Source organism: Streptomyces sp. DSM 120436 (genome assembly GCF_055778765.1).
Window position 1 is genome coordinate 3,651,142 of the sequence record NZ_JBSKBS010000001.1, and the last position, 25,714, is coordinate 3,676,855.

Below are 25,714 nucleotides of genomic sequence, written 5' to 3' on the forward strand. Positions count from 1 at the left end.
CGGAGATGTGAACTGGCGTCCGATGCGCTTAGGGTGCTTGACGCGCAGGTGCCGACCCGCCGTAATACCCCAAGTACCGACACGTCCGCAGGAGGACCTCGTGAAGCAGGACACGCAGGGCTTCGCCGGGACGGCGGGCGAGGCGGCCGGGGCCGCCCGGGCGGCGGGGAGCCGCTACCGGGTGCCCGCCCAGCCGGCCGCCGCGGAGGCGGACCGGCGCCGCGACACCGGGCGCGACCGCTTCCGCGACGACGCGGACGGGTCCGGCGAGGGCTCCGCGCGCGGTGAGCACACGCACGGCGGCCCCGTCCTGCCCCGTCCCCGGCCCGCCGTCCAGCGGTCGTCCGTACGCGGCCAGGTCCTCGCCGCCCTGCGCACCGCGCTCGTCTCCGGCGACCTGCGGCCCGGCGAGGTGTACTCGGCGCCCGTGCTGGCCGAGCGCTTCGGCGTCTCCGCGACGCCTGTCCGCGAGGCCATGCAGCAGCTCGCCCAGGAGGGCGCCGTCGAGGTCGTCCCGAACCGGGGCTTCCGGGTCGTCGAGCGCAGCGCGCGGGAGCTGGCCGAGCTGGCGGAGGTGCGCGCCCTGATCGAGGTGCCGGTGATGCTCCGGCTGGCCCGTACGGTGCCGCCCGGGCGGTGGGCCGGACTGCGCCCGCTCGCCGAGGCCACCGTCCGCGCCGCGTCCGACGGCTGCCGCGCCGCGTACGCCGACGCCGACCGCGCCTTCCACAGTGCGGTGCTGGCCCTGGCCGGGAACGAGCAACTGGTCCGGGTCGCCGAGGAGGTGCACCGCCGCGCGCAGTGGCCGCTGGTGAGCGGCGGCGCCCCCGGCGGCGGCAGCCGCGCCGAGCTGGTCGCGGACGCGCATGAACACACCGCGCTGCTCGACGCGCTGATCGCGGGCGATCTGGACGTGGTGCGGACGCTGGTGGGGGAGCACTTCAGCGGGGCGGGGTAGGAGGGGGCACCCCTCCTGACCTCCCTGAGCCGACCCCCGGTTCACCCGGACGAGGCACCCGTAAGGCCCCTCACGCCGTCGCCGCGTCCGTTTCCGGAGGGGCCAGGCGGTGGGCGAGCCAGGTGGGAACGCCGCCCAGCAGGCGGAACAGGCGGCGGGCCTCCTCGCGCAGCCGAGAGGCCTCCGGCTCGGTCTCCGTGTCCGCGAGCGAGACCAGCGCGGGCGCCGTGCCGACCAGGTAGCCGAGCTCCTCCCGGATCCGCAGCGACTCCGCGAACCCGTGCCGGGCCTCCGTCAGCTCGCCCTCGCGCAGAGCCAGTCCGGCGAGATGCCGCCAGGTGGCGGAGAGCAGCAGCGGGTCGGCGTGGGCGGTGGCGCCCGCGTGGGCGCGCCGGTAGGCGGCGCGGGCCGCCTGCGGGGAGCGGGTGAGGTTCTCCGCGATGAGCCCCCGCCGGAAGTCCAGCAGCGGTCGCCCCGCCGCCCCCGGCGCGATCAGCGCCGCGGCCCGGCCCAGCGCGGCACGCGCCTCGTCGGCCCGGTCCCGGACCTGGAACAGCGTGGCGGCGTAGGCCAAGTACCCGCGTTCACAAGCGGCGGCGCCGCGCTCGTCGTCGGTGTGCGCCAGTGCCTCGGCGGTGCGCAGCGCGTCCTCCGCGTCCTCCCACCCCGTCTCGGTGTACAGGCACCGCTCCACCAGCAGCGAGGCCCGTTGCAGGGCGGCCCGGGGGGTGGCGGGGGCGAGCAGCGCGGCCGCGTCCGCCCAGCAGGCGCGGGAGCGCAGCCGCCACACCGCCGTCTGGAGGGGATCGTCTTCGGCGGTCGTTCCGTCACCGGACATGGCGGTATGCGCCACGTTGCCCTCCCCGAGCACGCCATCGAGCTGTTGAGTGGTGGCCGCATCTCAGCACGAACCACCGGGCCCGGCCAAGAGGGCGGGTGAAGGATTTCACAAAGTCGTGGGGCGCGGGACGGAACCGGGGAGTCCGGGTCGTGGATCAGCTCATCCGCAGGGCCAGGAAGAAGTCCAGCTTGTCCTCCAGGCGCGACAGGTCACGGCCCGTCAGCTGCTCGATGCGGCCGACGCGGTAGCGCAGCGTGTTGACGTGCAGGTGGAGGCGGGCGGCGCAGCGGGTCCAGGAACCGTCGCAGTCGAGGAACGCCTCCAGGGTGGGGATCAGCTCGGCGCGGTGCCGGCGGTCGTACGCGCGCAGCGGGTCCAGCAGCCGGGCGGTGAACGCGCGCCGCACGTCGTCGGGGACGAACGGCAGCAGCAGCACGTGCGAGGCCAGTTCCTGGTGCCCGGCCGCGCAGACCCGGCCGGGGCGCGCCGCGGCCACCCGTCGCGCGTGCCGTGCCTCCTCCAGCGCGCCGCGCAGCCCCTCGGCCGAGTGCACCGCGGCGGACACGCCGACGGTGAGCCGCCCGTCGCCGTCGAGGCCCGCCGTCAGCGGTCCGCGCACGGACTCCAGCAGCGCGTCGGCCGGCACGCCGGGCCCGGCCTCGTCGTGCCCGTCGGTCACCGAGGGCAGCGGGACGAGGGCGATCGCCTCGTCCCCGGCGTGCGCCACCGCGATCCGGTCGGAGGGCTCGGGTCCGGTGGCCGCCGGGTCGACCAGGATCTCCTCGAGCAGCGCCTGGGTGACCGGGCCGCCGTCGCCGCGCCCGTCCTCCCAGTCGATCCGGGCTACCACGACCTGCCAGTGCGGCGCGGTGCCGAGACCGGGCAGCAGCACCGGCGCGGCCACCCGCAGACGCGCGGCGATCTCCGCGGGCGCGGCGCCCGTCCGCGCCAGCTCCAGCACCTCCTGCGCGAGCCGCCGGCGCACCGTGCGCGCCGCGTCCCGCCGGTCCCGCTCGACGGCGATCAGCTGGGTGACGCCCTGCAGCAGGTCCAGCCGCTCCTCGGCCCAGTCCCCGGCGTCCGCCTCGACCACCAGCAGCCAGTCCGTCAGCATCGTCGCGCGCGGGTCGTCCGGCTCCGCCGTGCCGTGCCCGCTGCCCCGCACCGGGAACAGGCTGTACGTCGTCCGGTCCAGCACCACCCGGTGCGGGCCGCGCCGTCCGGTGCGCACGGCCGCCAGGTGCTCCGCCGCGAGCCGCGCGCACGCCTCGGCGTCCAGCGCGGGCGCGTCGTTGCGCGCCCCCGCGGTCTCCTTGGGCGCCGCGATCAGCCGGCCGGTGGGGGAGAGCACCCAGGCCCGCAGGTCCAGGTCGGAGCCGAGCAGGTCGAGCACGACGTCGGGGCCGCCGCCCGCCGGGCCGGAGGTCATCATCCGCCGGTGCCGGTCCACCACGGCCGCCAGGTCCCCGGCCCGCTCCCCGGACACCTGCCGCACGACGTGCTCGGTGACGGTCGCGAACGCCACCGACTCGTGCACGGCGAACAGCGGCAGCCGGTGCCGCGCGCACGCCGCGACCAGGTCGTCCGGGACGTCCCCCAGCTCCGCCTCGCCCGCGGCCAGCGCCGCCACCCCGGCCTGCACCAGGATCCGTACGAACGGCTCGGAGTCGGCGGCGTCGCGGCGCCAGGCCAGACCGGTCAGCACCAGCTCGCCGCCCGACAGGTAACGGCTGGGATCGCGCAGGTCGGTGGTCATCACCCCGCGCACACTGCGGTTCAGCTCGTCCTCCCCGCCGAGCAGCTTCAGGCCCAGCGCGTCGGTGTCCAGCAGTGCGCGCAGCCGCATTCTCGTCGCCGCCGTTCCTTGTCTCGGTACCCGTGGGACGGGTGAGGGGATGGTCGAAGGAGGCCCGTGGGACCGGCCCACCGGCGCGGTCCGCCGGCTCCCGGTCGGCTCCCCCGCTCACGGGAGGAGGACCGGAAGGGTGCCGGAGCTCTTCGTTCATACGAATCTACAAGACGCCTGCGCTGGCCAGCCAACTCCTTCATGGTTTCCGTGACCGACCGGGGCGGAGTGCGCGGCGGTGCACCGGACACGGCGCGCGGGAAGAGCACCTGCACGAGCCCGGCCCGCCGCACACGGATCGGCTCGATCCGCACGCCTCCACGAGACGGGGAGGAGAGCCGGTCATGGACTTCCCCCCGCCCCGCCGACTGGGAGGAGGCGCTCGCCGCGAAGGCCGAGCACCCCACCGCCGTGCCGATCGCGGGCGGCGCCGACGTGAGGGGCGAGACCAACTCCGGCCACCGCCGTCCACCACGCCGTCCGGCCCCCGACCCGCAATCGCCTCGGCGTGACCGCTTTCCGGCCGCTGGGGCGCAGGAGTCGTCCCGCGGCCCCCCGGCGTTCAGTCCCGCCGCAACAGCCGGTCGACCGCCCGCCCGAACATCACGCGCCCGGCCCGCCCCAGCGGCCCATCGCACGCGGCCGGCAGGAAGCGCAGGCGGACGTCCTCCCGCCACACCACCCGGCTCCGCCCGCCAGGGCGCGCGTGGACCTCGATCTCCGCCCAGCCCAGGACGGTCCGCCCGCGCTTCTCCAGCCGGCAGAAGCCGGGGGAGTCGCCCGCCGGGGGCCGCCACACCGTGACCTCCATCGGGTCGTCGAAGCCCAGCGGACCCGCGCCCGTACGGGCGACGAACGCGGTCCCCTCGCCGGTGGGCGGGGGAGTGGTGACGGTGATCCGCGTCAACGGGACCACCTCGCCGTGCCGGGGCCACGCCGTGACCCGCCGCCACGCCACGGCGGGGGGCAGGGACACGGTGCGCCGGAGCTCGAAGATGGCCACGGACCGATCCTAGGAGCCCCCCGCCGTTCCCGCTCTCAGCGATACACCGCCCCCGGCTCCGCTCTCCCCGGGGCCAGGAGCTGCGGCACGGTGACGAAGACGTACCCCCGCTTCTTCAGCGCGTCGATGATGCCCGGCACCGCCGGCACCGTCCCGTCGTACAGGTCGTGCAGCAGGATGATGCCGTCGCGGGAGGACTGGGCCAGGACGCGGCGGGTGATCAGGTCGGAGTCGGTGGTCCGGTAGTCCTTCGCCGTGACGCTCCACAGCACCTCGGAGAGGCCCAGCTCGCGGCTGATCTCGTGCACCGTGTCGTTCGTGCGGCCCTGCGGCGGGCGCATCAGGGTGGGGCGGCGGCCGGCGAGCCGCTCTATCTCGTCGTTGGTGCGTTCCAGCTCCTCGCGTATCTCGTCCGGCTCCAGCTCGGTGAGGATGCGGTGGGTCCACGTGTGGTTGGCCACCTCGTGCCCCTCGTCGGCCATGCGGCGCACCAGCTCCGGGTACCTGTCGATGTGCCGCTTGCCGAGGAGGAAGAAGGTCGCCGGGACCCCCTCCTCCTCGAGGATGCCGAGCAGCCGCGCCGAGTGCTCGCTCGGCGCTGAGTCGAACGTGAGTGCTATGCACTTGGCCCTGCGGCAGTCCACCGTGCCGAACCGCGCCTGCGCGTCGGTCGCGCGGACCGCGCTGGGGGCGGTCGTCTCCACGCGCGTGCACCCGGTCAGCGCCAGCGTCAGCGCGGCCGCCGCGGCCCCGGCCGCAGCCGCGCGGAACGCGGCCCCCGTTGTCTTCGTCTTCTTGGTCGCAGAAGGCATGCGCGGACTGTACACACCGTTTATACACCGGGTGCATAGTCCGCTCGCGCATGCCTCCGTACGGGCCGTCCGGCCCCTGTGAGGGTTGTCACCGGGCAGGCCGGGCAACCGCCCCGCCCCTCCCGCCGTCCGCTGGCCCGAACGGCTGAACCGCGCTCCGTGACCGCCCCCCGCACCCTCCCGCCGCCCGACCCGCACCCCCCTCTCCGACCTGCGCGGACCTCCGCCTCGGTGCACGCTGGTGCAGAGCACCGCATATCCACGCGGAGCGGCACGGGCCGTGGCCCACGGTTTGGAACCGGCACGGGCGCGGCACCCGCTCCCCGCAGTACTCGCCCGACACAGGGACGGAGCCCACTCCCCATGCGCGACCCCGGTGACCACGCCCCGTTCCCCGAGCGCCGCCCCCGCCGGCCCGCGCCGCACGACCGGGCCGTACACCGGGCGCGGAGGGAGGGCGCCGCGATGACGCCGTACGCCGTCGTGATCCCCACCCTGGTGCGGGACACCCTCGCCGACTGCCTCGCCGCGCTGGCCGCCGCGCACGGCCCGCCCCCGGAGCGCGTCGTCCTGGTCGACGACCGTCCCGCGACGCCCGTCCCCGACCCGGCGCCCCTGGAGCACGCGCTGACCGTCCTCGGCGACCTGCGCGCCCGCACCACCGTGCTGCCCGGAGAGGCCCGCGGCCCCGCCGCCGCCCGCAACACCGGACTGCGCGCCGTCACCGAGCCCTGGGTGGTCTTCGTCGACGACGACGTCCAGGTGGGGCCGCACTGGTGCGCCCAGCTCCAGCGGGACCTCGACGAGGCGACGCCCGACACCGCGGGCGTGCCGGGCGTCATCACCGTGCCGCTGCCCGGCGGACGCCGCCCCGCCGACGGGGAACACGGCACCGCGGGACCGGCCCGCGCCCGCTGGATCACCGCCGACACGGCCTACCGCACCGACGCCCTGCGCCGGGCCGGCGGCTTCGACGAACGCTTCCCCCGCGCCCACCGCGAGGACGCCGACCTCGCGCTGCGGCTCCTCGACGCCGGCTGGCGCATCCGCCGGGGCCGCCGCACCACCCTGCACCCCGTGCGCGCCGCCTCCCGCTGGGAGTCGGTCCGCCGGCAGCGCGGCAACGCCGACGACGCCCTGATGCGGCGGCTGCACGGCCCCGACTGGTGGGACAAGGCGGTCGAGCCGCGCGGCCGGATCCGCCGGAACGCCGCGATCACCGCCGCCGGCGCCGCCGCCTGCGCGCTCGCCGCCACCGGACACCACAGGGCCGCCGCGGCCTGCGCGGCCTGCTGGGCGGCCGGCACCGCCGAGTTCGCCCGCGCCCGCATCGTGCCCGGACCGCGCACCCCCGACGAGGTGGCGACCGTGCTCGCCACCAGCCTGGTCATCCCGCCCGCCGCCACCTGGCACCGGCTGGCCGGCGCCTGGCGCCACCGGCGCGCCCCCGCCTGGCGGGAGGCGGCCCGGTGAGCCCCGTGCGGGCGGTGCTGTTCGACCGCGACGGCACCCTGGTCCACGACGTCCCCTACAACGCGGACCCCGACCGCGTGCGCCCCGTCGCAGGGGCGCGCGCGGCGCTCGACGCGCTGCGCGCCCGCGGCATCCGCACCGGGGTCGTCACCAACCAGTCCGGCGTCGCCCGCGGCCTGCTCACCGAGACCGACGTCCGCCGCGTCAACGCGCGCGTCGAGGAACTCCTCGGCCCCTTCGACGTCTGGGCCGTCTGCCCGCACGGCCCCGACGACGGCTGCCCCTGCCGCAAGCCTCGGCCCGGCATGGTCCTGGACGCCGCCGCCCGCCTCGGCGCCGACCCGGCCCACTGTGTCGTCGTCGGCGACATCGGCTCCGACGTCGAGGCCGCCCGCCGGGCCGGCGCGCACGCCGTCCTCGTCCCCACGCCCGTCACCCGCCCCGAGGAGACCGCCGCCGCCCCGCACGTGGCGCGGAGCCTGCCCGCCGCCGTACGGCTGATCCTCGACGGCCCGCCGCGGGAGGCCCCCGGCGGCGCCTCCGCGCCCGGCCCGGACGCCGGGGCCGCACACGAACGGGTGACGTCCGGACGCGCTGGACGTCCGCGGACCGGCCCGGAAGCGGGGCCGCCCCGGACCGGGAGGTACCTGTGAAAGCCCTCGTCACCCGGCTCGACAGCTTCGGCGACGTGCTGCTCGCCGGACCCGCCGTACGGGCCGTCGCCGCCCGCGCCGACCACGTCACCCTCCTGTGCGGACCGCACGGGGTGCCCGCGGCGCGGCTGCTGCCCGGGGTGGACGAGGTGCTCGTCTGGGACGCGCCCTGGACCGGGTTCCAGCCGCCGCCCGTGGACCGCGACGACATCGACCGGCTCGTCGCGTCCGTCGCCGCCGACGCCGCGCTCGTCCTCACCTCGTACCACCAGTCGCCGCTGCCCACCGCGCTGCTGCTGCGACTGGCCGGCGTCCCCTTCATCGCCGCCGACAGCGAGGACTACCCCGGCAGTCTCCTCGACGTGCGCCACCACCGCGCCCCGCACGCCCACGAGGCCGAGGCCGCCCTCGACCTCGCCGAGGCGGCCGGCTTCCCCCGCGTCGACGACGGCCGCCTCCGGGTCCTCCCGCCGCCCGCCGCCGGCGCGCTGACCGGCGACGGCCCGTACGTCGTCGTCCACCCCGGCGCCAGCGTGCCCGCCCGCGCCTGGAGCCCCGGACGCTGCGCCCAGGCGGTGCGGGAGCTGACCGCCGCCGGACGGCGCGTCGTCGTCACCGGCGGCGCGGGCGAGCGCGACCTCACCGCGTACGTCGCCGGCGGCCGGGCCGCCGACCTGGGCGGCCGCACCGACGCCGCGCAGCTCGCCGGGGTGCTCGCCGGGGCCGACTGCGTCGTCGCGGGCAACACCGGCCCCGCCCACCTCGCCGCCGCCGTCGGCACCCCGGTGGTGTCGCTGTTCGCCCCGGTCGTCCCGGCCGAGCGGTGGCGGCCCTACGGCGTGCCCTACCTGCTGCTCGGCGACCAGGACGCCCCGTGCGCCGGAAGCCGCGCCCGGCGCTGCCCCGTACCGGGCCATCCCTGCCTGGACACCGTGACCGCGCTCGACGTCGTCGCCGCGGTCGACAAGCTCGTGGAGGTGGCATGAGGATCCTGCTGTGGCACGTGCACGGGTCGTGGACCACGGCCTTCGTGCAGGGACCGCACACCTACGTCGTCCCCGTCACCCCGGACCGCGGACCCGACGGACTCGGCCGCGCCCGCACCTTCGACTGGCCCGACACGGTCGTCGAGGTGGAGCCGGAACGCCTGGCCGAACAGGACATCGACGTCGTCGTCCTGCAACGCCCGCACGAGATCGGCCTGGTGGACCGGTGGCTGCGGCGCCGCCCGCCACTGGTCTACCTGGAGCACAACGCCCCGCACGGCGACGTCCCCGACACCCGGCACCCCGCGGCGGACATCCCCGGCGCGACCCTCGTGCACGTCACCCACTTCAACCGGCTGATGTGGGACGCCGGTTCCACCCCGACGGCCGTCGTCGAGCACGGCATCGTCGACCCCGGCCCGCTGTGGACGGGGGAGCTGCCGCACGCCGCCGTCGTCGTCAACGAGCCGGTCCGGCGCGGCCGCACGACCGGCACCGACCTGCTGCCGGTGTTCGCCGCCGCCGCGCCGCTCGACGTGTTCGGCATGGGCACCGAGGGACTCGCCGGCCACCTCGGCCTCCCCGCCGAGCGGTGCCGCTCCCACGAACTGACCCAGGCCCGCCTGCACGCCGAGATGGCCCGCCGCCGCGTCTACGTCCACCCGGTGCGCTGGACCTCCCTCGGCCTGTCCCTGCTGGAGGCGATGCACCTCGCCATGCCCGTCGTCGCCCTCGCCACCACCGAGGTCACCGAGGCGGTGCCGCCCGGCGCGGGTGTCGTCTCCAACCGGATCGACGTCCTCACCGACGCCGTACGGGACTTCGTCGCCGACCCACTGAGCGCCCGCCGCGCCGGCGAGGCCGCCCGCGCCGCCGCCCTCGCCCGCCACGGCCTGCCCCGCTTCCTCGACGACTGGGAACGCCTCCTCAAAGAGGTCACCCGATGAGGTCGCGCCGTGTGCTCGTGCTGCGGGCGCTCGGCCTCGGGGACCTGCTGGCCGGGGTGCCCGCGCTGAGAGCGCTGCGGCGGGGGTTCCCGGACCACGAGACGGTACTGGCCGCCCCCGCCGAGCTCGCCCCCGTCGCCGAGGCGACCGGGGCCGTCGACCGGTTGCTGCCCGCCTCCGCGCCCGGCCGGGCCGTCCCCCGCGCGCTCGACTGGACCGGGCCGCCCCCGGACGTCGCCGTCGACCTGCACGGCAACGGCCCGCCCAGCCACCGCCTGCTGCAAGCCCTGCGCCCGCTGCGGCTGTTCGCCTTCGCGCACCCGGACACCCCCGAGATCGAGGGCCCGCCCTGGCACCGGGACGAGCACGAACGGGACCGCTGGTGCCGGCTGCTGAGCGCGTACGGCGTCGACGCCGACCCCGCCGACCTGCTGCTGCCCCGCCCGGGCACCCCCTCGCCCGCCCCCGGCGCGGTCGTCCTGCACCCCGGCGCCGGGGCGCCCGCCCGCTGCTGGCCCGTCGACCGGTACGCCGCCGTCGCCGCCGCCCTGCGCGAGCAGGGCCCGCGGGTCGTGGTCACCGGGGGCGCGGGGGAGCACGACCTCGTCGCCCGGCTCGCCAAGGAGGCCCGGCTGCCCGACACCGACGTGTTCTCCGGCGGCCTGCCCTTCACCCGGCTGTCCGCCCTCGTCGCCGGCGCCCGCGCGGTCGTCAGCGGCGACACCGGCATCGCCCACCTCGCGGTCGCCCACGCCACGCCCACCGTCACCCTGTTCGGCCCGGTCCCGCCGAGCCGCTGGGGCCCGCCCGCACACCCCCGCCACCTCGCCCTGTGGCACGGCCCCGAGGGCGACCCGCACGCCGCGCGCCCCGACCCGGCGCTGCTGCGCATCACCCCCGACGAGGTGCTGGACGCCCTGCGCCGCCTGCCCGCCCCCGAGGAGCCCGCGTCATGACCGGCCGCGTCGGCGTCGTCATCGCCACCCGCGACCGCCGCGAACGGCTCGCGGTCACCCTGCGGCACCTCTCCGGCCTGCCCGAACGGCCGGAGATCCTCGTCGCCGACAACGCCTCCGCCGACGGCACCCGCGCCATGGTCGCCCGCGACTTCCCCCACGTACGGATCCTCGCCCTCGCCCGCAACCACGGCGCCCTCGCCCGCAACCACGGCGTCCGCGCCCTGGACACCCCGTACGTCGCGTTCAGCGACGACGACTCCTGGTGGGCGCCCGGCGCGCTCGCCCGCGCCGCGGACCTGTTCGACGCCCACCCCCGGCTCGGGCTGATCGCCGCCCGCACCCTCGTCGGCCCCGAGAACGCCCCCGACCCGCTCAACGACCTCCTCGCCGCCTCACCGCTCGGCCCCGCCACCGACCTCCCCGGCGTCCAGGTCCTCGGCTTCCTCGCCTGCGCCTCCGTCGTCCGCCGCACCGCCTACCTCGACGCGGGCGGCTTCCACCGGGTGCTGTTCTTCGGCGGCGAGGAGACCTGCCTCGCCTACGACCTCGCCGCCCGCGGCTGGGGCGTCACCCACTGCCCCGACGTCATCGCCCACCACCACCCGGCCACCTCCGGCCGCCCCGGCCGGCCCGCGCAGCAGCGCCGCAACGAGGTGCTCACCGCGTGGCTGCGCCGCCCCGTCCGCCACGCCCTCGCCCGCACCGGCGCCCTCGCCGCCGAGGCCCGCGCCGACACGACGGCCCGGCGCGCCCTGCGCCAGACGCTCACCCGGCTGCCCGCCGCCCTACGCGCCCGCCGCCCGCTGCCCCCGCACGTGGAACGCGCCGCCCGCCTGCTGGAGCTGGAAGGGGCGACCGCATGACCGACCCCCGCACGACCGTCGTCGTCATCACCCACAACCGCCGCCGGGAACTGCTGCGCACCCTCGACCGGCTCGCCGAACTCCCCGAACGGCCCGAGGTGATCGTCACCGACAACGGCTCCACCGACGGCACCGCCGACGCCGTCGCCCGCCACCACCCGGAGGTCCGGCTGCTGCGCCCCGGCCGCAACCTCGGCGCGGTCGGCCGCAACCTGGCGGTCCGCGACGTCACCACGCCCTACGTCGCCTTCTGCGACGACGACTCCTGGTGGGCGCCCGGCTCCCTGACCGGCGCCGCCGACCTGCTCGACCGGCACCCCGCCGTCGTCTCCGTCACCGCCCGGATCGTCGTCGAGCCGCACGGCACCGAGGACCCGATCGTCCGCGAACTGCGGGAGTCCCCCGTGCCGGGGCCGCCGTGGCTGCCCGGCCCGGCGCTCGGCTCCTTCCTCGCCGCCGCGACCGTGCTGCGCACGGACGCCTTCCGGACGGCGGGCGGCTTCCACCCCAAGCTGTGGCTCGGCGGGGAGGAGGAACTGCTCGCCGTCGACCTCGCCGCCGCCGGCTGGTGGCTCGTCTACGCCGACCACCTCACCATCCACCACCAGGCGTCGGAGGCACGGGACGCGACCCTGCGCCGCCGGCACGGCATCCGCAACACCCTGTGGTTCACCTGGCTCCGCCGCCCGGTCGGCCCCGCCCTGCGCCGCACCCTGGACCTGGCCCGCACGGTGCCGCGCGACACGACGTCGCTCCTCGCCTTCACGGAGGCGGCGGCCGCCCTCCCGTGGGTCCTGCGCGAACGCCGCGTCCTCCCCCGGGAGGTCGAGTCCCGCCTCCGCCTCCTGGAGCCGGCCCAACGCGCCTCGAAGGCCCGCCGCTACACCGGCTGACCCGCCCGGCACCCGGCCACCGGGTTCGACCCGCGCCTGCTGTCCCGCCGCACGGCGGACAGGCCGGGCCCGCCCCTCGACGGGGGCGTCGACCGGACACGTCGCAGGGTGTGCTTCGCCTCAGGTCCGCATGCGCGCGGGCGTCCCGCCGCGCCGGCGGTTCCTCACCGCCCGTCCGGCGCCTGCCCGTCGCCCGACCACCGGCACAGCAGCCGGAACGCCGCGAACAGCGTCACCGGCCACACCGCGGCGAACGTCCAGAGCGCCCACGGCGCCGACGTGACGATGCCGGTCACCATCACGGCCACCGACGCCACGAACAGGAGGGCGACCGTCCGTCCGCGCGGGTCGCAGCGGGCCACCCGGCCCAGTGCCCGCTTCAGGTCGGGGCCGCGGCGGACGCGATGGCGCCGCAACAGCCGGTTGAGCCGGCGGTCGCGCCGCAGCGACCGCTCGATCTCGTCGAGGACGTGCTGTTCATGCTCAGGGAGCCGACCGAGGGACACCGTCTCTCCTCCAACGACCGCCGGGGTGGAAGCGACCTCCGGGTGCCCGGCGGACGTCCGCCCTAACCGGCGTCGGCGCGGGATGTCAGCGCCTCCAGCAGACGGTCCGCCCCGTCGGGCCGCCGGCCCTCGCGGAACGCCTCGCGGACCTGCCGCGCGGCCACCCGGCCCGAGGTCAGGCACCAGCCCCACCACCGCTCGAGCCCCCGCTCGTCCACCTGCTCCGCCGCCAGCAGCGCCGGCCACCCGCAGGCCCGCGCCTGCGCCGTCACCTTCGCGCCGCCCGCCACCGGGTCCACCGCGAGCACCGGCGTGCCGGCCCGCAGGGCCAGCACCAGCCCGTGCAGCCGGTCGGTGACGACCAGGTCGAGCCGCGCGAGCACCGACTGCACCTGCGCCGGTGTCGCGCTCAGGTGCCAGTCCCGGGTGTCCAGCCGGGTCTCCAGCTCGAGACGGGCGCAGTCCTTCCCCGCCAGCCAGTGCGTCACCCGCTCGGCGACCTCCCCGTGCCGCCGCTGCGCCCCGTACTCGTGCTGCCCGTGGGTGAGGACCACCCCGACCACCGGTCGCGGCGGCATCGCGGGGGCGCGGGCCGCCAGGTCCTCGGTGGGCTCGCCGCCGGGCGCGTCCCGCGCCAGGATCCGGTGGAAGCCGGTCACCGCGGGTCCCTCGGGGTCGATCACCGACGTCCCGACGGCGATCCGCACGCAGTGCGCGAACCGCCGGTGCAGCTCCTCCACCTGCGTCCCGTGCAGCGGCCCGCACACGAACACGAGGTGCGAGTAGGCGTGGGGCCGCACGTCGTCGAAGTGCAGCGCGTCCGGCCGGAAGCCGGGGCTCCAGACGACGTCGTACGGCGTGCCGGAGCCGCGCAGGACCGTCTCGACCCGGCGCAGGGCCAGCACGTCCCCGGCGGTCGCCTCCCCGTCGCGGAAGCTGAACCACCCGGCCAGCAGGACCCTGCGCGGTCCCGTACGGCGTTCCTGGTGCACGGCGCACCGAGTGCCCCGCCCGGCGGGGGGCAATCGGCGCGCCCGGATCAGCGGCCGGCGATCAGTGTGGGCGGCCGGCGATCAGTCGGCGTCGGGCCGCCGCTCCTCCTGCTGCTGCGGGGCGCCGTCCTGGTGAGGGCCGCCTTCCTGCTGACGGGGACCCGGTCCGTGCGGAGCGTCACCCTGCGGCTGCCCATGACCCTGATCTCGCCCCTGCGGCTGACCGGGCCCGTGCGGTCCCCGGCCACCCTGCGGCTGCCCGGCGTCCTGCCCCTGCCCCTGCCCCTGCGGCAGCCCAGATCCCTGCGGCTGACGGGTCCCGCCCTGCGGCTGGCGCGGGCCCCCCTGCGGGTGACGCGGGCCGCCGGGGCCCTGCTGCTGGCGCGGGCCGGTCTGCGGCTGCCGGGGACGGACGGTGCCCGCCAGCGCCTGGCGGACCTCGAACTGGGTCCGCTCGGCCACCTCGCGGACCTCGGCCACGACGTCACCGCGCTCACGCACGAGGCTGTCGTAGACCGGAAGGCCGTCGGGGGAGGGGGCGGAGGAAGTCATGGGGTCTTTCCTTCGTGGGGGGACGTTTGCCGGGGCCGGAGTCCGGCCCCAGACAGTCAGCGCCGCGGGGTGCCACGGCGTTACACCCCGCCGCGTTTCGTCCGGGAAAGAGAGCGCTGTCCCCGTGCTGTCCCCGTGCTGTCCTGAGCGGGGACAGCGGACGGAACCCGGCCTGCCGCCTCGCTGACGTGAGCGGGCGGGGACCACGGCCGAGGCGGAGCGGATGCCCGGGGTGCCGCACCCGGGGACGGCGTACGACATCCGCTTCGGGACGGTTCGGGGCTGACCCGGAGAAGCCCCGGCGCACACCTACGGCTGTGGGACAGGGGGCGTTGCGGGCTGCTCGTGGAAGCCCGCAACGCCCCCTGGTCGTGCCCTGAGGGGTGCTCAGGAAATCATGGGGCCCGTCCCCGGGCGGAGGCGCGGTACGGCGGCGGGGGAGAGGGAGGAGGGGGCCGGTGCGGTCGCGGCGGCGGCAGCGCGCCCTGGGGCGGACCGCTCGGTGCGGGTGAGCCCTGGCATGGGTCTCCTCCAGTTGCCGGTGGGGGTCGCACGGGGGTGGGGGGCCGGGCATCGGGGGCGGCCCCGATGTGCCCGAGCGATCGGCACGTGTCACACGCTAGGACCGGTCCGGGAGCCGTCCCAATGAGGGAACCCCCTAAGGGAGCCGGGCAGGGAAAACCCTCGGTCGCCGGGCGCGGACCGCCCTGTTTCCGGTCAGCCCGGCCGGCGACGGCCCCCGTCGTGGCCCGGGTCACGAGAGTCCCGCGACCCGGATCACGGGGCGTCGCCTACGGCGTCCGGCGCCCCGCCGCGAGCCGCACGATGTCCACGCGGGAGCGTATGCCGAGCTTGCGGTAGACCCGGGTGAGCGTCGCCTCGACGGTCTTGACGCTGATGAACAGGCGCCCGGCTATCTCCCGGTTGGTCGCCCCCTCCATGACCAGCGCGGCGACCTGACGCTCCATCGAGGCCAGTCCGTCCAGCGCGGCCGGGGTCGCCGCGGGCACCGGGTCCGCCTCCGCCGGTCCCGCCGCCACGGCCTCGTCCACCTGCCGCAGCCACGGCAGCGCGCGGCACCGCCGGAACAACCGGGCCGCCTCGTCGTACCCGGCGGGACCGGGCCCGCGGGAGCGCAGCCGGGCCCGCGCGAAGGCGGCCCGCGCCTCCTCCAGGCCGTGGCCCAGCTTGGCCAGGCGTTCCTGCGCCGACGTCACCTGGGCGACGGCAGCCTGGTGTTCACCGCGCGCCGCGCGCACCAGCGCCTCCGCGCGGTCCAGCACCGCCAGCACGCTCGCCCGGTTCAGCCGCAGCGCGTGCACCCGGGTGGCGTTGATCAGCTCCTGCGCCTCGCCGGGCTCGCCGATCCGCACCAGCGCCTCGGCGAGGTCACCCTGCCAGCGGCCACGTGCCGGGTCGGTGATGCCCATGCCCTGCTCCAGCTCGCGCACCCGGCGCAGCGAGCGCACCGCGGCCTGCGCGTCCCCGGACACGAGCTGCGCGTAGCCGAGGGCCGCCAGGGCCAGGGAGAGGTAGAGCTGGTCACCGTCCACCTCGGCGTGGTCGGCGGACTCGCGCGCCAGGGCCAGCGCCCGGTCCACGTCCCCGCCGGACGCCTCCGCGACGGAGGCGAGCATGGCGGACGCGCTCTCGCCGATGCCGGAGTCCCGGGCCAGCCGCAGGCTCTCCCCGGCCAGGTCGAGGGCGCGCCCGCAGTGCCCGAAGCGCAGCTCGGTGTCGGCGAGCAGCCGGGAGAAGTGCACCTCGCTCTCGACCATGCCGCGCCGCCGCGCCTCCCGCAGCAGCGCGGTGATGGCCGTACGGGCCTCGGGGAGCTGGTCGCTCATCAGCAGCCAGCGGAACCGGGCCATCGCGGCCCCGTTGTGGTGGCTGGCCACGTCGGGGTCCTGGGGCTCCTGGAGCGCGCGCCGGATGGTGGCGGGGGCGTCGGGGTGGCCCATCAGGGTCTCGGTGGACGACTGGAAGGCCAGCGCCATCAGCTCGGTGCGCCGGTCCTCGCCGCGCGCGGCCAGCTCCGCCGCGTGCGCGGCCTCCTGCCGGGACTTCGCGAAGTCGCCGTTGACCACCACCTCCCGCCAGGCGAGCTGGTAGTGGACCAGGGCGAGCAGCCGGGGGTCGTCGCCGGCGTCGGCGAGCACCTGCGGGAACACCGCGTCGACCTCGCCGAGCGCCTGCCCGGCCGCCTCGATGACCACCATCCACGCCCGCACCCGCTCGGCCGGCACCGTCGCCCGGGTCAGCACCTCGCGGGCGATGTCCCGGGCCAGGTCGACCTCGCCGGCGGTGATCGCGTCCTCGGCGGCCTGCAGCCGCCGCTCGTCGGGGGCGGGCGTGCCGTCGGCGGGGGTGTGCCGGGCGGCGAGCAGCCCCAGGGAGGCGGCGACCGACGGCGCCCCGCGGTCGCGGGCCATCGCGGCGGCCCCCGCCAGCCGGGCCGCCACCTCCGGGTCGGGGCCGGTGGCCGCCAGCGCCAGGTGCCGGGCGCGTTCGATCGGGTCGGAGGCCGCCGTGGACAGCGCCGTGTGCGCGGCCCTCCGCTCCCGCGCCGGGGCCTCCGCGTAGAGGGCGGCGGAGATCAGGGGATGCGTGAAGCGCAGCGCCGGGTCCTCGGGATCCGTGATGAGCAGCCCCAGGGAGGCGGCCTGCGCGGTCTCCGCCTCCGCGTTGTCCCGGCCCGCCGCGTGCAGCAGGGCCAGGGTGGGACGGGCGCCGGCGCTGGCCACCAGCAGGGTGCGGCGGGCCTCGTCGGACAGCATCTCCAGACGGCTGAGGACCAGCGCCCGCAGCGAGGTCGGCACCGGCAGCGGCTCGCCGGGCCGGGGCCGGGTGGGGCTCTCCGCGAGGGCGCGGCCGAGCTCCAGCGCGAACAGCGGGTTGCCGCCGCTGGTGCGGTGGATGTCCCGGACGGTGGAGCGGGACAGGCTGGTGTAGCCGCGGTGGTCGAGCAGCGCGGACACCTGGGCGCGGGAGAACGGGCCCAGCCGCACGGCCAGCGTGTCCGGCGGGCAGGCGCGCAGATGACGGTCGTACTCCTCACCCTCGGTGCGCACCGCGCACAGCACGCGCACCGGGCTGTCGCCCAGCCGGCGGGCGGCGAAGCCGAGCAGTTCGGCGCTGGCCGGGTCGAGCCACTGGAGGTCGTCGGCGACCACGAGGACGGGGCCCTCGGCGGACAGCGCCCGCAGCGTGGACAGCACCGCGAGCCGCAGGGCGAGGCCGTCCCGCTGGAGGGTGGACTCGCCGCGCCCGGTGAGCGCCGACTCCAGTGCGGTGCGCTGGGCGGCGGGCAGCCGGGGGGCCACCTCGTCCAGCACCAGCCCGAACAGGTCGGCCAGCGCGAGGAACGGAAGATGGGATTCGGACTCCGTGGCGGAGCAGCGCAGCACCCGGGAGGCCGCCGCCGCGTTTTCCGCCGCCAGTGCCCGCAGCACGGTCGATTTCCCTATTCCGGCGGGCCCGTGGAGCAGCACGCTGCCACCGCGCGCGAGCTGCGCCCTGGCGTCGGCGAACAGCTCGTCCCGGCCGATGACCAGGTCGGGGCGGTACCTGGCAGGCTCCCTGTCGTCCCGTCGCACGGTCACCGCTCCCCTCCGTGTGGCGTGTCCTGGCCAATATTAGGCAACAGGGTCCTCCATTCCGGTGGACGGTGGAGTGAGACAAAGGACAACGTTCCGATCACCTGTGCATCAAAGGTGTACTCGTGCTCATGCCGTCCGTGGGGGGACGCCGCGAATCTACGGCAACCACCGGCCCTGCGGGCGGCGACCACCGCCCCGCCCCGGGTCCGCGCCCCGGCTTCCGCATCGCGGACCGCAGATACGCCTTGACGGTTTCGGCCGTCAGCCCCAGCCGCTCGCCGGCCGCCCCGTTCGTCGCCCCCGCCGCGACGCAGGCCAGGACGTCCACCTCCCGGGGCGCGAGCCGCACCGTCCCGGACGGCGCCCCCCCGCGGTGAGCAGGGCGCACGCCTCCGGCAGCTCCGCCCGCAGTGCGGGGTCGGCGATCCGCGGGGCCGGCGCCCGCAGCGCCGCGTGCGCCTCCCGCACCCGCTCGCGGTGCGCCCCCGCCCCCGGCTCCCGCCCCGCGTCCGTCCCCGGCGCCGGGCCGGCCGCCACCAGCAGCTCCGCCGCCTCCTCCCGCACCAGCAGGGCCTGCTCGACGTCCCGCGCGACCTGCACCGCCTCCCCGAGGGCGCGGTCGTCATGGGGGTCCCCCACGCCCTTTCGGACAGTGGGGGAGGCCGGGCCGCGCGCAGCGCCCCGTACGGCACCGCCCGCACCCGCCGCCGTACGACGACCGGCACGGCCGCCACGGCGCGCAGGCCCCGACGGCGACCGGGGCGTCGTACTCGTGGCTGATCTGCCGGGAGACGGAGCAGTCCGTCACCGCGCACGGCCGGGCGAGCGCCACCGCCTTGCCGCCCGGGCCGTTGCCCGGGGCCACGGCGAGCGAGCTGAGCGCCGGGGTGGCGGTGCCGCTCAGCTCGCTGATCCGCGCCCGCCGGCGCCCCGGCTCCACCAGCCCGCCGAACGCCACCGGCAGCCCCGTCGCACGCCGCAGCCGGGCCAGCGCGCCCCGGATCTCCACCGCCCCGCCCGTCCCCGTCGGGTCTGCCGTCACCTGATCGCCCCTTCACCGCGGCCCCTGTGCGGGCGCACACTCCCGTTCGGGGGTAGTGAGACCTGCATCACGGATTACACGACGGCGGTGAGCCGCCCGGCAAGGTCCGGCACCGAGGAGGACGCATGACGACGGCGACGGAGCAGTTCCGCAGGGCCCGGGACTTCCTGCTGGAACACCGCGAGGACTACACCACCGCCTACCGGGACTTCGCCTGGCCCCGGCCCGACCGGTTCAACTGGGCCCTGGACTGGTTCGACGTGATCGCCGACGGCGACGACCGCACCGCCCTGCACCTGGTCGAGGAGGACGGCCGGGAGACGCGGCTGTCCTTCGCCGACCTGTCCCGCCGTTCCGACCGGGTCGCGAACTGGCTGCGGGAGCGGGGCGTGGCCGCCGGGGACCGGGTGCTGGTGATGCTCGGCAACCAGGCGGAGCTGTGGGAGACCGCCCTGGCCGCGATGAAGCTGCGCGCCGTGGTCATCCCGGCCACCCCGCTGCTCGGCCCCGCCGACCTGCGCGACCGCGTCGACCGCGGCCGCGTCCGCCATGTCGTCGTGCGCTCCGCGGACGCCGCGAAGTTCGACCAGGTGCCCGGCGACTACACCCGCATCGCGGTGGGGGAGGAGCCCGGCGGGAGCTGGCTGCCGTACGCCGACGCGTACGGAGCCGCCGACGGGTTCGCGCCCGACGGGCCGACCCTCGCCGACGCCCCGCTGATGCTCTACTTCACGTCGGGCACCACCGCCCGCCCCAAGCTGGTGGAGCACACCCACACGTCGTACCCGGTCGGACACCTGGCGACCATGTACTGGATCGGCCTGCGCCCCGGCGACGTGCACCTCAACATCTCCTCGCCCGGCTGGGCCAAGCACGCCTGGTCCAACCTGTTCGCCCCGTGGAACGCCGAGGCGACCGTCTTCCTGCACAACTACACCCGCTTCGACGCGCCCCGCCTGCTGGCCGAGATGGACAAGGCGGGCGTCACCACCTTCTGCGCCCCGCCCACCGTGTGGCGCATGCTCATCCAGTCCGACCTGGGCCGGCTGCGCACCCCGCCCCGCGAGGTCGTCGCCGCGGGCGAACCCCTCAATCCGGAGGTCATCGACCAGGTGCGGCGCGTCTGGGGCGTGACCATCCGGGACGGCTTCGGGCAGACCGAGACCGCCGTGCAGGTCTCCAACAGCCCCGGCCAGCTCCTCAAGACCGGCTCCATGGGCCGCCCCAGCCCCGGCTACCGCGTCGAACTCCTCGACCCGGTCTCGGGAGCGCCCGGCGCGACGGAGGGCGAGATCGCGCTCGACCTGTCCGAGCGGCCCGTGGGCCTGATGACGGGCTACCACGGCGACCCGGAGCGCACGGCGGAGGCGATGGCGGGCGGCTACTACCGCACCGGCGACATCGGCGCCCGCGACGAGGACGGCTACATCACCTACGTCGGGCGCGCGGACGACGTGTTCAAGGCGTCCGACTACAAGATCAGCCCGTTCGAGCTGGAGAGCGCGCTGCTGGAGCACGAGGCGGTCGCCGAGGCGGCCGTGGTGCCCGCGCCGGACGAGCTGCGGCTGGCCGTGCCGAAGGCGTACGTCGTGCTCGCGGAGGGCTGGGAGCCCGGCCCCGACACCGCGAAGGTGCTCTTCGAGCACTCCCGGCAGGCGCTGGCCCCCTACAAGCGCGTCCGCCGGCTGGAGTTCGGCGAGCTGCCCAAGACCGTCTCCGGCAAGATCCGCCGCATCGAGCTGCGCGAGGCGACGGCGGCCGGCTCGGACCACGAGTACCGCGAGGAGGACTTCCGGTGACCGCCCTCTCCTACAGTCACGGCGCCGGCGGGACGGCCCTGCTCGGTGACACCGTCGGCGCCGGCCTGGACCGCACGGTCGCCGCCTGGCCCGACCGCGAGGCCCTCGTCGACGTCCCGTCCGGACGGCGCTGGACCTACGCCGAATTCGGCGCGCAGGTCGATCGACTGGCGTCCGCCCTGCTCAACTCCGGGATCGCCAAGGGCGACCGGGTGGGCATCTGGGCGGTCAACTGCCCCGAGTGGGTGTTCGCGCAGTACGCCACCGCCCGCATCGGCGCGATCCTGGTGAACATCAACCCGGCGTACCGCACCCACGAGGTGGAGTACGTCCTCAAGCAGTCCGGCGTCCGGCTGCTCGTCGCCTCCCTCAGCCACAGGACCAGCGACTACCGGGCCATGGCGGAGGAGGTGCGCGGCAGATGCCCCGAGCTGCGGGAGGTCGTGTACATCGGCGACCCCGGCTGGGACGCGCTGACCGCCCGCGCCACCCCGGACCCCGTCTGGCCGGAGCTGTCCTGCGACGACCCCGTCAACATCCAGTACACCTCGGGCACCACCGGCTTCCCCAAGGGCGCCACCCTCTCCCACCACAACATCCTCAACAACGGGTACTTCGTGGGTGAGCTGATCGCCTACAGCGAGCGGGACCGGGTGTGCATCCCGGTGCCCTTTTATCACTGTTTTGGCATGGTAATGGGGTGTTTGGCCGCCACCTCGCACGGCGCCTCCATGGTCATCCCCGCCCCGTCCTTCGACCCGGCGGCCACCCTGCGCGCGGTCCAGCAGGAGCGCTGCACCTCGCTGTACGGCGTGCCGACGATGTTCATCGCCGAGCTGAACCTGCCCGACTTCGCGTCGTACGACCTCACCTCCCTGCGCACCGGCATCATGGCGGGCTCGCCGTGCCCGGTGGAGGTGATGAAGCGGGTGGTCGCCGAGATGCACATGGAGCAGGTCTCCATCTGCTACGGCATGACGGAGACCTCCCCGGTGTCCCTGCAGACGCGCATGGACGACGACCTGGAGCACCGCACCGGCACCGTCGGCCGGGTGCTGCCGCACATCGAGGTGAAGATCGTCGACCCGGCCACCGGCGTCACCGTGCCCCGTGGCGCCTCCGGTGAACTGTGCACCCGCGGCTACAGCGTGATGCTCGGCTACTGGGGCGAGCCGGAGAAGACCGCCGAGGCGATCGACCGGGGCCGCTGGATGCACACCGGCGACCTCGCGGTGATGCGCGACGACGGCTACGTGGAGATCGTCGGCCGCATCAAGGACATGATCATCCGGGGCGGGGAGAACATCTACCCGCGCGAGATCGAGGAGTTCCTCCACGGCCACCCGAAGGTCGCGGACGTCCAGGTCGTCGGCGTCCCGCACGAACGCTACGGCGAGGAGGTCCTCGCCTGCGTCATCCCCCGCGACCCGGCCGACCCGCTCACCCTGGACGAGCTGAAGGCGTACTGCGACGGCCGCCTGGCCCGCTACAAGGTGCCGAGCCGCCTCGAACTCCTGGAGTCCTTCCCGATGACCGTCTCGGGCAAGGTCCGCAAGATCGAACTGCGCGAGCGCTACGCGACGGGCTGAGCCCCGCTCAGCCGGCCGTCCGCCGGAACACCTGCCGGGAGCCGCCCTCCGGACCCGGAGCGGCGGTCTCGGCGGGGATGAAGCCGAGCCGCTCGGTCAGCGTGACAGTCTGCCGAACGACTCGTCACCCTGCGGCAGTTCGAGCCGCATGCACACGCGTGGCCACCGGTCGAGGCCGTGGGCGGCCTCCTCGGTGCGGATGCGGCGCAGGCCCGGGGTGAGGCCGGGCTCGCGCAGGGTGCGGAAGCCGAGGCGGGCGTAGTAGGGGGCGTTCCACGGGACGTCCGTGAAGGTGGTCAGGGTGAGGGCGGTCAGGCCCTCCTCACGGGCCCGGCGGGCGGCGTGGGCGAGCAGTGCGCGGCCCACGCCCCGGCGGGCCGCGTCCGGGTGGACGGACACCTGCTCCACGTGGAGCGCGCCGTCCACCGGCTCGGCGATCAGATACGCGACGGGCCGGCCGTCCCCCTCGCCGGCCGCGACCCAGCAGCGGCCCGCCGTCCGGTAGCGCTCCAGCACGTCCAGGGCGGGCGGTGCGTCGTCGGCGATCTCCGGCATGCCGAGGTCGCGGAACGGCGCGCCGGCCGCCCGTTCGATGTCCTGGAGGGCGGGCAGGTCGCCGGGCGCGGCGGGACGGATGCGCATCCGACGAGTATCGGACGCACCCGGCCCACGCGTCGCCCGGGTTCCAGGGCGCGCCCGCGTCCAGCGTCACGGCCGGGGCGTCCTTCGGAGGGGCGGCGCCCGAGGGGTCGAGGACGAACAGCGGGACGCCCGGGGCGTCGGCGCGGGCGCGGGCCTCCTCGGTGTAGCCGGCGAGGGGAAAGTACGCGACGGTCGAGTCCGCGAGGACGAGCGCGGGGGCGTCGACGTCGCGCTCGGTGTCCCCGGTGCGGTGATCGACCCGTTCCGCGCGGCGCTCAAGGCGTCCGGCGGCATCAGCCGCGCCCTCGCCCGCCACGTCGGGGGAGCGTCCCACGGGGCCGGGGGCCACCGGGTCCCTTCCCGCGGCGCCTCAGTGGCCGCCGCCCCCGCCGCATCCCCCTCCGCCTCCGCAGCCACCCCCGCCTCCGCAGTGGAGGGAGCCCGTGTAGCCGCCCCCGCTGCCGTGGTGGCGCGACGACAGGCGCAGCGGGCGCTTGCGGCGCAGGCGGACCCGTTCGACGAGGCCCGCGCGCAGGGCGAAGCGGGGGACGAGGACGCGCAGGGCCGCCTCGCCGTGCAGGGCGACGGCCAGCAGCTTCGCCTCGTCGGACAGACCGGCCCGGCCCGTGGGGACGGGGTAGGCGGTGCGCAGCACGTGCAGGCGACGGCGGGCCGCCCGTGTCGGACGCAGCAGCGGCAGTCCCAGCAGGCCGTCGTCGGCGAGCCCCACCCGCAGCTCGGCCAGCATCCGGCGGACGTCCGGGTCGCGCGCCACCTCCGGGACGTCGCACGGCTCGTACAGGCGCCGGTACACCGCACCCTCCAGATGGAGGACACGCGACTCGGCCGGGACGCCGTCCTCCGGCAGCGGCGGCAGCGCCCGCCCCGCCTCGTCGTCGACCGCCCTCACCGTCCCCGGCGCGCCCGCCTCGACGGCTCCGCGCAGATGCAGGGCCACGACGGCCACCGTGACGGCGGCGCGCGGACCCCCGGCCAGCAGGGCGATCTCGTGCGGCGTCCCCCGGACGCGTGCGGTGTCGGGCATGGCGGGGCACCCCCTCAGGCGAGGGGCCCGCCGCCCCCGTGCCGGCGGGCCCCGTGTGCGGGGATGGTTCCCGCGCGCGGGGCCCGCCCAAGCCTCGGGGAGCCGTCTTCAGAGGTTCATTTGAGGGTGTCGTAGCCGCTCTACGGACGGTGCCGTACGGGTGCGCTCACGGCTCGTGGTGTTCGGACAGCCCCGGCCAGTCGTCCGGGCCGCCGCCCTGCCATTCGATGACGTCCGTCTCCTCGACGTCGGTGACGTACAGGTCGGCCAGGCGCAGGATCTCGCCCACGTCGTCGGCGTGCGTGGCGATGCCCAGCGTCTCGTCGTCGGAGGTGACCCGCCGGGAGCCGTCCAGGGCCGGCGCGTGGACCACGATGTGCGGATGCTCCGTCGGATGTGCCATGCCCCCAGGCTGCTGCGCACCGGGCGGATCCGCACGCCGGGAGGGGGAGGGCGCGGAGCCGTGGTGGCGACGGCCGCCGCGCCGACTGGACGGTGAAGTGCTGGTGCGCGGATCCCGTCGGGCCGCGCTCTCTCCGCCGCTCCCCGTATGTCGGAAGAACTTTTCCGCCGGCTGGCGAATTGTTCGTGCCGGTGAAGGGCGGCCAAGGGGTCGGTAGGTTGGCCCCGTGCGATTGCGAGTGGAGTTCACGACCGGACCCCCGGCCTCGACGAGGCGCCCGAGCACGCCGTGGTGGCGCGTGAGGTCGTCGAGACGGCCGGCCTGGACGCGGTGGACGTCGGGCCGTTCGGCAACATCGCCGAGGGCGGCGCCGACGCGGTGCCGGCCGCCGTGGACGCCCTGCTGCGCCGCACCCTGACCGCCGGCGCCACCCGCGTCTCGCCGCGGATCAACGTGGTCGGGGAGGAGGGCCGGTGAGCGGGGTCGGCGAGGCCGCCTTCATCGCGGCGGTGAAGCCGCTGGTCGACGCGATGGGCGGGGAGCTGATCCCGCCGGACGAGGCCGGCCCCGACGACGTGGTGCTCTCCTGGGAGGGCGCCGCCGCCGTCGCCGTGCGGCTGCCGCAGCTCGCGGACTCCCTCGACCACATCCTGGCCGCGCTGGAGCGGCGCAAGGGCATGCCGCTGGCGGAGCTGGACCGCAAGGCGAAGCAGGAGATCGTGCGCGGTCTGGAGGCGCGCGGCGCCTTCGCCGTGCGGCACGGCGTGGAGACCGTGGCGAGCGCGCTCGGCGTCAGCCGCTTCACGGTCTACAACTACCTCAACCGGGAGAAGGGCGCCTGAGCCTCGGCGCCCCGGTTCCGGCGCCGCGCTCGAAGAACTCGGCCGCGCCGTGCGCACCGTCTTCGCCTGCGACTGCCCGGCCGGCCCCGCCTGCGCCGGGAGATCCACAGCGGCCTCCAGGTCGTGGAGAACCGGAACTCGGCGAGCACCGTGCTGCACCACGGTGAGGACGGCGCCCTCACCGGCCCGGACGAGGAGCCCGCCGAGACCTCGATGCTCGCCCTCCACCTGCTCCCATCCCACCTCGCCCACGTCAACGCCCTGCTGCTCTGCAGGCCCTGGCCGAGCCCGCCTGGACGAAGAAACTGAGCAACGAGGACCGGCGCGGTCCGACCGCGCTGTCCTGGTCCGAGGCCAACCCCCGCGGCACCTTCCGTCTGAGCAGGGACGAGCGCTTCGGCCTGGGGCTGGTTGCCGCCGTGCCCCGCCCCCGCACATCTGCCGACACCGCTGACCGATCCGGTACGCA

General features: G+C 76.3%; 23 protein-coding genes and 3 pseudogenes. 13 read left to right on the plus strand and 13 right to left on the minus strand.

Going from position 1 to position 25,714, the window contains the following annotated elements; genetic code table 11:
* Positions 1-100 precede the first annotated feature (100 nt).
* Positions 101-958, plus strand: coding sequence for a GntR family transcriptional regulator (locus tag ACWH4W_RS16280; RefSeq protein WP_473076447.1), 858 nt, complete (start codon positions 101-103; stop codon positions 956-958).
* 70 nt (positions 959-1,028) lie between these two features.
* Here ACWH4W_RS16280 and ACWH4W_RS16285 read toward each other — a convergent pair whose 3' ends face one another.
* The 4 genes from ACWH4W_RS16285 to ACWH4W_RS16300 all read right to left on the minus strand — a co-directional run bounded on the left by ACWH4W_RS16285 (position 1,029) and on the right by ACWH4W_RS16300 (position 5,460).
* Positions 1,029-1,796, minus strand: coding sequence for a hypothetical protein (locus ACWH4W_RS16285; protein WP_473077515.1), 768 nt, complete (start codon positions 1,794-1,796; stop codon positions 1,029-1,031).
* A 157-nt stretch (positions 1,797-1,953) separates the two neighbouring features.
* Entirely contained in the window at positions 1,954-3,645 is a 1,692-nt protein-coding gene (locus ACWH4W_RS16290; RefSeq protein ID WP_473076448.1) for a PucR family transcriptional regulator, read from the minus strand.
* Positions 3,646-4,207: 562 nt separating this feature from the next.
* Positions 4,208-4,648 (minus strand): SRPBCC family protein, encoded by a 441-nt coding sequence (locus ACWH4W_RS16295; RefSeq protein ID WP_473076449.1) that lies wholly within the window; start codon positions 4,646-4,648, stop codon positions 4,208-4,210.
* Between the two features lie 35 nt (positions 4,649-4,683).
* Positions 4,684-5,460, minus strand: coding sequence for a polysaccharide deacetylase family protein (locus tag ACWH4W_RS16300; protein WP_473076450.1), 777 nt, complete (start codon positions 5,458-5,460; stop codon positions 4,684-4,686).
* A gap of 465 nt (positions 5,461-5,925) precedes the next feature.
* Here ACWH4W_RS16300 and ACWH4W_RS16305 point away from each other — a divergent pair, with 465 nt between their 5' ends.
* From ACWH4W_RS16305 to ACWH4W_RS16335, 7 genes are read left to right on the plus strand one after another with little or no spacing between them, the layout of a single operon-like run.
* Positions 5,926-6,933 carry a glycosyltransferase family 2 protein gene (locus tag ACWH4W_RS16305; RefSeq protein WP_473077516.1) on the plus strand — a complete coding sequence of 336 codons (1,008 nt, stop codon included), beginning with the start codon at positions 5,926-5,928 and terminating at the stop codon, positions 6,931-6,933.
* A complete protein-coding gene (locus ACWH4W_RS16310) occupies positions 6,930-7,586 on the plus strand; it encodes a D-glycero-alpha-D-manno-heptose-1,7-bisphosphate 7-phosphatase (protein WP_473076451.1) in 657 nt (218 codons plus the stop codon). The genes ACWH4W_RS16305 and ACWH4W_RS16310 overlap by 4 nt, the downstream gene beginning before the upstream one ends.
* Positions 7,583-8,572: a glycosyltransferase family 9 protein gene (locus ACWH4W_RS16315; protein WP_473076452.1), complete on the plus strand. Its 990-nt coding sequence runs from the start codon at positions 7,583-7,585 to the stop codon at positions 8,570-8,572. The genes ACWH4W_RS16310 and ACWH4W_RS16315 overlap by 4 nt, the downstream gene beginning before the upstream one ends.
* Positions 8,569-9,519, plus strand: a complete 951-nt coding sequence (locus tag ACWH4W_RS16320; protein WP_473076453.1) for a glycosyltransferase — start codon at positions 8,569-8,571, stop codon at positions 9,517-9,519. The genes ACWH4W_RS16315 and ACWH4W_RS16320 overlap by 4 nt, the downstream gene beginning before the upstream one ends.
* Positions 9,516-10,475: a glycosyltransferase family 9 protein gene (locus ACWH4W_RS16325; protein WP_473076454.1), complete on the plus strand. Its 960-nt coding sequence runs from the start codon at positions 9,516-9,518 to the stop codon at positions 10,473-10,475. The genes ACWH4W_RS16320 and ACWH4W_RS16325 overlap by 4 nt, the downstream gene beginning before the upstream one ends.
* Complete coding sequence (locus ACWH4W_RS16330; protein WP_473076455.1) at positions 10,472-11,341, plus strand: glycosyltransferase family 2 protein; 870 nt, start codon at positions 10,472-10,474, stop codon at positions 11,339-11,341. The genes ACWH4W_RS16325 and ACWH4W_RS16330 overlap by 4 nt, the downstream gene beginning before the upstream one ends.
* Positions 11,338-12,234, plus strand: coding sequence for a glycosyltransferase family 2 protein (locus ACWH4W_RS16335; RefSeq protein ID WP_473076456.1), 897 nt, complete (start codon positions 11,338-11,340; stop codon positions 12,232-12,234). The genes ACWH4W_RS16330 and ACWH4W_RS16335 overlap by 4 nt, the downstream gene beginning before the upstream one ends.
* Positions 12,235-12,398: 164 nt before the next feature.
* On the opposite strand, the gene ACWH4W_RS16340 is transcribed toward ACWH4W_RS16335, so the two are convergent.
* The 5 genes and pseudogenes from ACWH4W_RS16340 to ACWH4W_RS16360 form a co-directional block, all read right to left on the minus strand.
* Positions 12,399-12,740: a DUF3040 domain-containing protein gene (locus tag ACWH4W_RS16340; RefSeq protein WP_473076457.1), complete on the minus strand. Its 342-nt coding sequence runs from the start codon at positions 12,738-12,740 to the stop codon at positions 12,399-12,401.
* 62 nt (positions 12,741-12,802) lie between these two features.
* Positions 12,803-13,732: a polysaccharide pyruvyl transferase family protein gene (locus ACWH4W_RS16345; RefSeq protein WP_473076458.1), complete on the minus strand. Its 930-nt coding sequence runs from the start codon at positions 13,730-13,732 to the stop codon at positions 12,803-12,805.
* 81 nt (positions 13,733-13,813) lie between these two features.
* Positions 13,814-14,284 (minus strand): hypothetical protein, encoded by a 471-nt coding sequence (locus ACWH4W_RS16350; protein WP_473076459.1) that lies wholly within the window; start codon positions 14,282-14,284, stop codon positions 13,814-13,816.
* A 791-nt stretch (positions 14,285-15,075) separates the two neighbouring features.
* Complete coding sequence (locus tag ACWH4W_RS16355) at positions 15,076-17,886, minus strand: ATP-binding protein (RefSeq protein ID WP_473076460.1); 2,811 nt, start codon at positions 17,884-17,886, stop codon at positions 15,076-15,078.
* 164 nt (positions 17,887-18,050) lie between these two features.
* Positions 18,051-18,925: pseudogene (locus ACWH4W_RS16360) on the minus strand (helix-turn-helix transcriptional regulator); the annotation flags it as partial.
* Positions 18,926-19,050: 125 nt separating this feature from the next.
* Here ACWH4W_RS16360 and ACWH4W_RS16365 point away from each other — a divergent pair.
* Both ACWH4W_RS16365 and ACWH4W_RS16370 read left to right on the plus strand, forming a co-directional pair.
* Positions 19,051-20,724 carry an AMP-binding protein gene (locus tag ACWH4W_RS16365; protein ID WP_473076461.1) on the plus strand — a complete coding sequence of 558 codons (1,674 nt, stop codon included), beginning with the start codon at positions 19,051-19,053 and terminating at the stop codon, positions 20,722-20,724.
* Positions 20,721-22,313 (plus strand): AMP-binding protein, encoded by a 1,593-nt coding sequence (locus tag ACWH4W_RS16370; protein ID WP_473076462.1) that lies wholly within the window; start codon positions 20,721-20,723, stop codon positions 22,311-22,313. The genes ACWH4W_RS16365 and ACWH4W_RS16370 overlap by 4 nt, the downstream gene beginning before the upstream one ends.
* 7 nt (positions 22,314-22,320) lie before the next feature.
* On the opposite strand, the pseudogene ACWH4W_RS16375 reads toward ACWH4W_RS16370, so the two are convergent.
* The 4 genes and pseudogenes from ACWH4W_RS16375 to ACWH4W_RS16390 all read right to left on the minus strand — a co-directional run.
* Positions 22,321-22,407, minus strand: a pseudogene (locus ACWH4W_RS16375) (GNAT family N-acetyltransferase); the annotation flags it as partial.
* Between the two features lie 2 nt (positions 22,408-22,409).
* Positions 22,410-22,955: a GNAT family N-acetyltransferase gene (locus ACWH4W_RS16380; protein WP_473076463.1), complete on the minus strand. Its 546-nt coding sequence runs from the start codon at positions 22,953-22,955 to the stop codon at positions 22,410-22,412.
* A 370-nt stretch (positions 22,956-23,325) separates the two neighbouring features.
* On the minus strand, positions 23,326-24,000 hold the full coding sequence (locus ACWH4W_RS16385) for a TIGR04222 domain-containing membrane protein (protein WP_473076464.1): 675 nt from the start codon (positions 23,998-24,000) through the stop codon (positions 23,326-23,328).
* Positions 24,001-24,166: 166 nt separating this feature from the next.
* Positions 24,167-24,403, minus strand: coding sequence for a hypothetical protein (locus ACWH4W_RS16390; protein WP_473076465.1), 237 nt, complete (start codon positions 24,401-24,403; stop codon positions 24,167-24,169).
* 226 nt (positions 24,404-24,629) lie between these two features.
* On the opposite strand from ACWH4W_RS16390, the pseudogene ACWH4W_RS16395 reads away from it, so the two are divergent.
* From ACWH4W_RS16395 to ACWH4W_RS16405, 3 genes and pseudogenes are all read left to right on the plus strand, one after another.
* Positions 24,630-24,880, plus strand: a pseudogene (locus ACWH4W_RS16395) (hypothetical protein).
* A complete protein-coding gene (locus ACWH4W_RS16400) occupies positions 24,877-25,245 on the plus strand; it encodes a helix-turn-helix domain-containing protein (protein WP_473076466.1) in 369 nt (122 codons plus the stop codon). Before ACWH4W_RS16395 ends, ACWH4W_RS16400 begins: the two are co-directional and overlap by 4 nt.
* Positions 25,246-25,368: 123 nt before the next feature.
* The gene (locus tag ACWH4W_RS16405) at positions 25,369-25,554 is read left to right on the plus strand and encodes a hypothetical protein (protein ID WP_473076467.1); all 186 of its coding nucleotides are present in this window, start codon (positions 25,369-25,371) and stop codon (positions 25,552-25,554) included.
* Positions 25,555-25,714 lie beyond the last annotated feature (160 nt).